At 72.0% G+C, this 8542-nt stretch carries 9 protein-coding genes; 1 reads left to right on the top strand and 8 read right to left on the bottom strand.

The annotated features are described in order from the left end of the window. The 7 genes from ACIG0D_RS15015 to ACIG0D_RS14985 form a co-directional block, all read right to left on the bottom strand. Window positions 1–389, bottom strand: a 389-nt coding sequence (locus ACIG0D_RS15015; protein WP_399800267.1) for a leucine zipper domain-containing protein, incomplete at its 3' end; no start/stop codon positions are given. Between the two features lie 113 nt (window positions 390–502). After that, window positions 503–874 carry a hypothetical protein gene (locus ACIG0D_RS15010; RefSeq protein ID WP_399800264.1) on the bottom strand — a complete coding sequence of 124 codons (372 nt, stop codon included), beginning with the start codon at window positions 872–874 and terminating at the stop codon, window positions 503–505. 28 nt (window positions 875–902) lie between these two features. Next, entirely contained in the window at window positions 903–1772 is an 870-nt protein-coding gene (locus ACIG0D_RS15005) for an IS5 family transposase (protein ID WP_399800261.1), read from the bottom strand. 324 nt (window positions 1773–2096) lie between these two features. Further along, window positions 2097–2768: a peptide-methionine (S)-S-oxide reductase MsrA gene (gene msrA, locus ACIG0D_RS15000; RefSeq protein WP_399800259.1), complete on the bottom strand. Its 672-nt coding sequence runs from the start codon at window positions 2766–2768 to the stop codon at window positions 2097–2099. Window positions 2769–2858: 90 nt separating this feature from the next. After that, entirely contained in the window at window positions 2859–3947 is a 1089-nt protein-coding gene (locus tag ACIG0D_RS14995; protein ID WP_399800256.1) for a hypothetical protein, read from the bottom strand. Beyond that, entirely contained in the window at window positions 3944–5611 is a 1668-nt protein-coding gene (locus tag ACIG0D_RS14990) for a M48 family metalloprotease (protein WP_399800254.1), read from the bottom strand. The genes ACIG0D_RS14995 and ACIG0D_RS14990 overlap by 4 nt, the downstream gene beginning before the upstream one ends. Before the next feature lie 284 nt (window positions 5612–5895). Next, window positions 5896–7014 (bottom strand): hypothetical protein, encoded by a 1119-nt coding sequence (locus ACIG0D_RS14985; protein ID WP_399800251.1) that lies wholly within the window; start codon window positions 7012–7014, stop codon window positions 5896–5898. Window positions 7015–7120: 106 nt separating this feature from the next. On the opposite strand from ACIG0D_RS14985, the gene ACIG0D_RS14980 reads away from it, so the two are divergent. Beyond that, window positions 7121–8275, top strand: coding sequence for a cystathionine gamma-synthase (locus ACIG0D_RS14980; protein ID WP_399800248.1), 1155 nt, complete (start codon window positions 7121–7123; stop codon window positions 8273–8275). Between the two features lie 10 nt (window positions 8276–8285). Here the strand turns inward: ACIG0D_RS14980 and ACIG0D_RS14975 are convergent, their stop codons facing one another. Next, on the bottom strand, window positions 8286–8534 hold the full coding sequence (locus ACIG0D_RS14975) for a hypothetical protein (protein WP_365758355.1): 249 nt from the start codon (window positions 8532–8534) through the stop codon (window positions 8286–8288). Window positions 8535–8542 lie beyond the last annotated feature (8 nt).

Genomic DNA, 8542 nt, shown 5'->3' with positions numbered 1-8542 from the left:
CGTTCGTAGCGGCGTATCGGCTCGCCGGTCGGGCGGTCCAGCCAGGCCAGGCGGTTCATGCCGTGGCGGGCCAGGATGCGGTGCACGGTCGAGGCGGGCAGGCCCAGGATCGGTCCGATGCGGGCCGGCCCGAGTTTGCGGGCCTGCCGTAGCTTGCAGACACGGGCCTCCATGGCGGCCGGGGTTCGGTGCGGGGTGGTCAGCGGCCGGCTGGAGCGGTCGGCGAGCCCGCGGTCACCCTCGGCCCGCCACCGTCGCATCCACTTGTGGGCGGTCGCCCGCGAGATGCCCATCTCGGCAGCTACGTGCGCGATGGGACGGCCTGAGCAGACACGCTGAACGAGCAACCGCCTACCGAAGACGGTCAGCCGGGCATTACGGTGGGACACGAAGACCTCCGTGTGGTGCAGTCCTAGACAGCTCCACCACACCGGAGGTCTTCGCCATGATCAAGACCTGCGAGTGTCAACAACGCTCGTGATCAATACACCTAGGGCGTGTTTTAGAACTCGCTGGCCTGCCTGGTTGGCCGTCCGGGGAAGTCGCGGGCGGCCATCCAGATGGTGAGGTCGCGGGCGATGTCGTTGATGCTGGTCGCCGTGGTGACCTCGTGCTCGTTGCGGGTGGTGTCGCGGCGGACGATCTCGTAGCCGCCTTCGTCCAGGACGGCCACGGAGGCGAACCAGACGGGGTCGTCCTCGTCGGGTTGGACGACGACGAAGGTGTTGTCGGAGTCGTTGAGGTCGCTGATCATCATGAACAGCGCGTCCTCGGAGGGGTCGTCGATGCGGTCGCCGTTCTCGCTGTCGGCGCCGTAGTACTGAGCCCCCATCGTTGCCTCCCCCTCGCTGTCGACCCTGGTCGCGGTCAGCATGGCATGAGGAACCGACAGCTCAGGCCGGTCACAGCCATTCGCCGATCGCGGCGATCAGGACGGTGGCTTCGAAGCGGACGGCGAGCTTGTCGAACCGGGTGGCGACCGCACGGTTGCGCTTGAGCCGGTTGATCCCGCACTCGACCGCGTGCCGGGCCTTGTAGTCCTCGCGATTGAAGGCCGGAGGCCGCCCGCCGGCCTTCCCGCGCCGTTTGCGGTGGGCGGCCTGGTCAGCAGGCTCCGGGATCGTGCAGCGGATTCCGCACTTTCGAAGGTAGGCCCGGTTGGCGCGGGAGGAGTACGCCTTGTCGCCCCGCACTCGCAGCGGCCGGACACGGGGACGGCCCGGTCCGGTGCGGGGCACCCGGATGCCTTCCAGGACGGCGGTGAACTGAGGACTGTCACCGCGCTGACCTGCGGTGACCAGCAGAGACAGCGGCCGCTGGCCTTGCTCGCAGGCCAGATGGATTTTGGTGGTGAAGCCTCCCCGGGACCGGCCCAGGCCGTGATCCTCGCGCTCGGTGCGGGTTCCGCCCGGCGGTTCTTTCTGGGCCTGGCCGTCGCGGCGGGCGCCTGCGGCGTGCTGATGGGCCCGGCAGATCGTGGAGTCGACGTTGACCTCCCACGTGATCAGCCCGGCCGCGTCCGCCCGGGCCTGCAGCCGGGTCAGCAGTTCGGGCCAGGTGCCGTCACGCTGCCAGCGGCGGAAGAGTCCGTAGACCGTCTGCCACGGCCCGTACTCCGACGGCAGATCCCTCCACGGAGCACCGGTCCGCACGCGCCACCGGATTCCGTCGATCAGCTTCCGCCGGCCCAACGACGGCCGCCCCAGCACCGCGACCGGCAACAGCGGCTCCAGCACAGCCCACTGATCGTCAGAAAGATCCCCTCGCCCCACACCGAGATCATCGCGATGCGGGACGAGAAGCAGAGCCGACTTTCAAAACACGGCCTAGCCGGCGGGACCGGTCGGTGTGCACGACCAGTCCATGGTCACGACGAACACCTCCAGACCCGTGAACAACTCGTCGAGAACCGTGTTGTACCGCTCCAGGACAACCGGGTACTCGTCTTCGGACTCCGGGTAGCGCTGGAGCCAGGAGGCTGTGGAAACGCACCCAGCGATCCGCGTACGTGCTGCAAAACGTGTGGGCGAGGGGCGGGCTCGACGGCCGTCGTTCCCGCCACAACGCTTCCAGCAGTTTCGGCGCAACGCCAGCCGTCACCCGTCGGCCTTGGCGACACCGATCGGGCAGGACACCCCGGTCCCGCCCAGCCCGCAGTACCCGTTCGGGTTTTTGCTGTCCGAAAGGTACTGCTGGTGGTAGTCCTCGGCCGGGTAGAAGGGGCGGCCGTCCGCGGGGAGGATCTCCGTGGTGATCTCGCCGTAGCCGGAGTCCGAGAGGACCTTCTGGTAGGCCTCGCGGGAGGACTCGGCGGTGGCCGCCTGGGCGGGGGTGTGGGTGTAGATCGCCGAGCGGTACTGGGTGCCGACGTCGTTGCCCTGGCGGAAGCCCTGCGTGGGGTCGTGGGACTCCCAGAAGGTCTTCAGGAGGCGGTCGTAGGAGATCACCGAGGGGTCGTAGACCACGCGGACGACCTCCGTGTGGCCGGTCAGGCCGGAGCAGACCTCCTCGTAGGTGGGGTGCTCGGTGTAGCCGCCCTGGTAGCCGACCAGGGTCGTGTACACGCCCTCCGGGAGCTGCCAGAACTTGCGCTCGGCGCCCCAGAAGCAGCCGAGGCCGAAGTCGGCGATCTCCAGGCCCTCGGGGTAGGGGCCGAGGAGGGGGGTGCCGAGGACCGTGTGGCGCTCGGGGACGGCGAAGGTGGGCTCCGGGCGGCCCTTCAGTGCCTGCTCCGGGGTGGGCAGGACGGGGGTGCGGCCGAACAGCATGGTGGGGCTCCTTCTCGCCGGACGACATCGGGGCGGCACTCGGTGAACGTCCGAGTGCCGCCCCGAATTCCGGTCGTGTGCCGGCCGGTGTCAGTCAGCGGAGGCCACCGCCAGCGCCGACGAGTCGCGGATCCGGCAGTAGTACGCCGACATGCCGTCGCCGCGGTAACGCCAGGGCAGCGCGTTGACGTAGCCGTCCACCAGGCGGAACTGCTCGATCGCCATCTCGTCCCGGTCCTGGAGGGAGAGGTAGTACGCCAGCAGGTGGCGCAGCTCCGGCAGGCGCGGGTGGGCCGGGTCGGCCGCGGCGGCGTCCGCGAGGCCCGCGTCCACCCGGGCCACCATCTCCGGCGTGCGGTCGCCCTCGGCGTCGTCCGATTCGTCGTGCTCGAAGTGGGCGATCAGCGGCAGCACGGTCAGCAGGCTGCCCAGCGGCGCCTTCGCCGCGGCCTGCTCGGCGAACTCCATGGCGAGCCGCTCGGAGCCGCGCCACTTGTCGCACCAGTACTGGAGCGCCGAGAAGTGCGCCTCGTAGTGGTGGGGGGCACGGGCGGTGATCTCCGCCCACAGCTTGTCCATCTCCGCGTGCGGATAGCCGAGCCCGAGCGCCACCCAGATCTCCGTGATGAACGGCGTGGGGTCGTCGGGGTTCAGCGCCGCCGCCCGGGCGATGTCCTCGCGGGCGCCCGCGAGCGTCCGGTGGAAGCCCGCGAACTGCTCGCTCGTCGTGTACTTGGCCCGCTTTCCGCCCCGCAGCTTCCAGGCCAGGATCACCGTGCTGCGGGCGCGCACCACGGCCGCGTCCGGGTCCTCGGGACGCGCGGCCTCCCAGGCGAGCAGCCACTCGTCCTCCTCGGCCGCGATGTCGCCGAGCAGGTACGCGGCCATGGAACGGCGGTCCCAGTCGCGTCCCGTCTCGCGCATCAGACCGGCCGCCGCCTGCCAGTCGCCGCCGCGCACGGCCGCCAGCGCCGTCTCCCAGCCCGCGGGCAGCGGCCCCGCGTGCTCGGTGTTCTGCCGGGTGGCGGGCAGCAACCCGAGCTTCCCGGCCGCCTCGGCGGCGGCGTCCTCGTCATGGCTCGGGGAGAAGAACTCCTTCAGGAACACCCAGGCCAGCCACCCGAAGAAGATCAGCGTGGGGACGGCCAGGATCGCCAGGATCCACAGCACTACGGTCATCGGGAACTGTCCGTTTCTCGGTTCGCGGGGTCGGTCGGGGCGGAGGGCAGCAGGGCGCGCAGCGGGGCGGTGGCCGGGTGGTCGGCGACCGCGGCGGCGACGGCGGGAGCGAGCAGGTCGCTCAGGTCGGTGTCGGTCGCGGGCGCCGGTTCGCCCGGCGCGGGCAGCAGCCGCGCGGTCGCGCTCCGCTCCCAGGAGAACTCCCAGCGCAGCCGCGCGTGGGCGCTGAACTCGGCCAGCGCCATGCGGTGCAGCGACTCGGCCAGCGCGGGCCGGACGAACTCCCGGAAGGCGCGGCCCTTCGCCGCCGCCGCCTCGTCGGACAGCGGCAACCGCCGCGCCAGCTGCCACAGCCGGCCCTCATCGATCAGGTCGAGCAGCGCGGGCAGGGTGGGGCGCGCCTTGGTGTAGAGGGCCAGCGCCCGGTGCAGGGGGGTGTCGAGGCCGGCGAGCTGGGCGGTCATCGAGCCGTCGAGCAGCTCCGGCCAGTCGGCCGTACGCCGCCACCGTCGTACGTCGTCCGACAGGGCCGCGTCCTCCAGGGCCGCGAGGGTGCGGTCGGGGTCGGACAGCAGGCCGAGGGCGGCGCCCCGGCCCTCGTCCGTGCGGTGGTCGGCGGGCAGCGCCTCGACGCGGTGGACGCGGTCGGCGATCGGCGGGTGGGAGTCGTACGGCGAGACGGGCTCGGTCGGGAGTTCGGTGCACAGCCCGGCGAGTTCGAGCTGGCGGGCGCTCAGCATCCGGCCGAAGCCGCCGAACACCTCACCGCGCGGCGGCAGCAGGGCGGCGTTCTCGCCCAGGGTGAGGTAGTGGTGCGTGTAGAAGCCGAACGCGGCGTCGAGGACCGGGATCTCGCGCAGCGCGGAGGCGGTGGCGTCCCGGCCGGCGATGCTGGCGGCAGCGGCGTCGGCGGCGTACTCCTGGCGGCGGGCGCCGGCCAGCGTGGCGCGGAAGTAGAGCTTGGCGTACGCGGTGTAGAGCCGGGCCATCGCGCGGTACGTCAGGCCCGCGTGCCGGGTGTCGACCTCGCTCGTCTTCCTGCCCTTGGCCGCGGCCTTGGCGTTCTTCTTCTCCTGCCGGGCCCGCTCGCGCTCGGCGGTCTTCCCGGCGCGCTCCTCGAACTGGCCGATGGTGCGCAGGATCTGGGCCCGGCCGCGCACGGTGAGGGCGGCGAGGCGGGTGTCGGCGTTGGAGTAGTGGCCCAGTTCGTGGGCGAGGACCGAGCGGAGCTGGGCCTCGGTCAGGCCCTGGAGGAGTGGTACGCCGAGGTAGAGGCGGCGCGGGCCGGGCAGCAGGCCGAGCAGGCGGGCGTCCTCGGTGACGGCCGCGTTGACCTCGGCGGTCAGCACGATGCGGGACGGGGCGCGGGTGCCGGTCCGGTCGGCCAGCTCGCGCACCGTGTGCCACAGCGCGGGTTCGTCGGCCTCCGTGACGGCCAGGCCCGGAGGTTCCTCCGCCTTCGGGGTGCGCAGCATGAACAGGCCGCGGACCAGCGGGATCGCCAGCAGCACGGAGACGAGGTACAGCTTCGCCGCGACGGCCGACGGGGCGTGCAGATACAGCAGGTAGTCGATGCCGGCGAGGGCCGCCAGCAGCAGGACGCCGAGCAGGTAGAAGCCGGCGAGCAGCAGGAGAGCGCGCAGCGCGCGCAAGGTCGCGCCCATCGGGCAGGGTCCCCCCACGGGATGTGCGATTGACGATAGCGGGGTGCGGCGACACGGTGCCGCGGGTGCGCGACGCGGGTGCCGCGGGGCGCGGCGACACGGGTCAGCGCCTGATCGCGGCCGGTGTGAGGTGGGCTCAGTGCCTGTCGTGATCAGTGGTTGTGGGGGGAAGCGGAGTATCGCCTACCGGCGGGTTGACGTGCAAGACGTGTCCATGGCAGGCCGGTTTCCGAGCCGTCTGCCGGCCTGCCACGGGGCCACGCGTGTCTCGGTGCGACCGCGCCTCAGTGCAGGAGCGTCGCCGGGCTGCCGCCGTTCGCCTCGTAGCCCGCCACCGCCAGGGCGCGGTAGACCGCGAACTCCGCCGCCGGGTCCGGGGAGAGGGTCCACGGGAGGGCGCCGACATGGCCGTCGACGTGGACGAGCTGGCTCATGGCCTCCGCCCAGCGCTCGCCGCGCACCAGGAAGAAGATCAGCAGATGGCGCACGTGCGCCAGCATGGGGTCGTCGGCGCGTGCGGAGTGGACCGCGTGCAGCGCGCCGTGGATCGCCTTGGTGACGACCTCGCTCTGGTAGAAACCGCTGACCAGGTTGACCTCGGGCAGATGCTCGAACACCGCGAACAGCGGCAGGGCCGCCAGCAGCGAGCCCTGCGGCGCGCGGGCCGCCGCGGCCTCCGCGAACGAGGCAGCCAGCTCACGCGAGCCGTGCCACTTCTCGCACCAGTAGTGCAGGGCCGCCAGGTGCGCCCCCATGTGGTTCGGAGCCCGGTCGAGGATCTTCAGCCAGAGCTGCTCGAACTCCTCGCGCGGATAGGACAGACCGCGGGCCACCGACAGCTCCACGATGTACGGCACCGGGTCGCCGGGGGCCAGCAGCGCCGCCTCGCCGCACGCCGCCTTCGCCTCCTCCATGATGATCCGGAACTCGTCCGTGCCCGGCGTCGCCGTCCGCCACGCCTGCTGCACCAGGAACTCCGCGTGCACCGCCGCGCCGCCCGCGTCCTTGGGCTGCTCGGCCCGCCACACCCGGAGCCACTGGCCGCCGGGCGTCTCGCCGGCGTTCCCCGGCCGCTGCTGGAGTTCCAGGGACGCGGCGCCCGCGAACGCCTGCACCCGCTGCCAGCGCAGCTCGCCCTCCGCCTCGGTGCCGGCCAGCAGCTGGGCCGCCGCGCGGTAGTCCTGGGTGCGCTGCACCAGGTCCAGGACGTCCAGCAGGTCCTCGTCGGGACCCGGCATCCGGACGTCCAGCTGCTCCTGGCGCACGAAGCCGTAGTTCGCCGGGTCCGCGGCGTCCGGGTGGCCGGGCGCCACCTGCTCGATCATGCCGCGCCGGCGCCTGAGGTAGGGGAGCAGCACGAAGCTCAGCATGAGCAGTGCCATCAGGACCCAGAGAATCTCCATGCCTCCAGCGTTCCAGACGCCTGTGACAATTGGCCAACCCGGTGCGCGACCTGTGGAAAACTCCGCGGTCCGCCGGTTTCCGCGTCCGCGCACTACGCTCGGCCCCATGAGCGACAGGCACATCAGTCAGCACTTCGAGACGCTCGCGATCCACGCGGGCAACACCGCCGACCCCCTGACCGGCGCGGTCGTCCCGCCCATCTACCAGGTGTCGACCTACAAGCAGGACGGCGTCGGCGGCCTGCGCGGCGGCTACGAGTACAGCCGCAGCGCCAACCCCACCAGGACCGCCCTGGAGGAGAACCTCGCCGCCCTCGAGGGCGGTCGCCGCGGCCTCGCGTTCGCGTCCGGACTGGCGGCCGAGGACTGCCTGTTGCGTACGCTGCTCAGCCCCGGCGACCACGTCGTCATCCCGAACGACGCGTACGGCGGCACCTTCCGGCTGTTCGCCAAGGTCGTCGCCCGCTGGGGCGTGGAGTGGTCGGTCGCCGACACCGGCGACCCGGCCGCCGTACGGGCCGCGATCACCCCGAAGACCAAGGCGGTGTGGGTCGAGACGCCCTCCAACCCGCTGCTCGGCATCACCGACATCGCCGCCGTCGCCCAGGTCGCCCGGGACGCGGGCGCGAAGCTCGTCGTCGACAACACCTTCGCCACGCCCTACCTCCAGCAGCCGCTGGCGCTCGGCGCGGACGTCGTCGTGCACTCGCTGACCAAGTACATGGGCGGCCACTCGGACGTCGTCGGCGGCGCGCTGATCACCTCCGATGAGACCCTGGGCGAGGAGCTGGCCTACCACCAGAACGCGATGGGCGCGGTCGCCGGGCCGTTCGATTCCTGGCTGGTGCTGCGCGGCACCAAGACGCTGTCGGTGCGCATGGACCGGCACAGCGAGAACGCCACGCGGATCGCCGACATGCTGACCCGGCACCCGCGCGTGACCCGCGTGCTGTACCCGGGCCTGCCGGACCACCCCGGTCACGAGGTCGCCGCCAAGCAGATGCGGGCGTTCGGCGGCATGGTCTCCTTCCGGGTCGAGGGTGGCGAGGAGGCGGCCGTCGAGGTCTGCAACCGCGCGAAGATCTTCACCCTCGGCGAGTCCCTGGGCGGCGTCGAGTCGCTGATCGAGCACCCCGGCCGGATGACGCACGCCTCCGCGGCGGGTTCCGCGCTGGAGGTTCCCGGCGACCTGGTGCGTCTGTCCGTCGGCATCGAGAACGTCGACGACCTGCTGGAAGACCTTCAGCAGGCCCTCGGCTGACCGGTGTTTCTCACCAGCCCGTGAGCGGTGGGGTCGTCCGCGACGGCGGCTCCACCCACGGGCGGGCGGTCAGCGCCCACACGGTGAACGCCACCACCGCCGCGAGCAGCAGCAGCCGGCCCACGCGGCGGGCGAGCACCCTGCGGCGCAGCATCCGGCCGCCCCGGCGCAGTACCTGCGCGTAGAGATCCGGTGGCACCGTCGGTGCCGCCCGCTCCATGATCCGCCGTACGGCGGCCTCCCGTTCGAGCCGGTTCACCGCTGCCG

Origin of the sequence: Streptomyces sp. NPDC052773 (assembly GCF_044547145.1) — a bacterium.
Classification (GTDB): domain Bacteria; phylum Actinomycetota; class Actinomycetes; order Streptomycetales; family Streptomycetaceae; genus Streptomyces.
The sequence above is the reverse complement of the archived record's forward strand: the minus strand, read 5'-3'. Positions and strand labels throughout refer to the sequence as shown.

Excerpts from the sequence above, each read along its gene's own strand:
- ACIG0D_RS14985 (WP_399800251.1), bottom strand. The coding sequence starts at position 7,014 with ATGGAGATTCTCTGGGTCCTGATGGCACTGCTCATGCTGAGCTTCGTG.
- msrA (WP_399800259.1), bottom strand. The coding sequence starts at position 2,768 with ATGCTGTTCGGCCGCACCCCCGTCCTGCCCACCCCGGAGCAGGCACTG.
- ACIG0D_RS14980 (WP_399800248.1), top strand. The coding sequence starts at position 7,121 with ATGAGCGACAGGCACATCAGTCAGCACTTCGAGACGCTCGCGATCCAC.
- ACIG0D_RS14990 (WP_399800254.1), bottom strand. The coding sequence starts at position 5,611 with ATGGGCGCGACCTTGCGCGCGCTGCGCGCTCTCCTGCTGCTCGCCGGC.
- ACIG0D_RS15010 (WP_399800264.1), bottom strand. The coding sequence starts at position 874 with ATGCTGACCGCGACCAGGGTCGACAGCGAGGGGGAGGCAACGATGGGG.
- ACIG0D_RS14995 (WP_399800256.1), bottom strand. The coding sequence starts at position 3,947 with ATGACCGTAGTGCTGTGGATCCTGGCGATCCTGGCCGTCCCCACGCTG.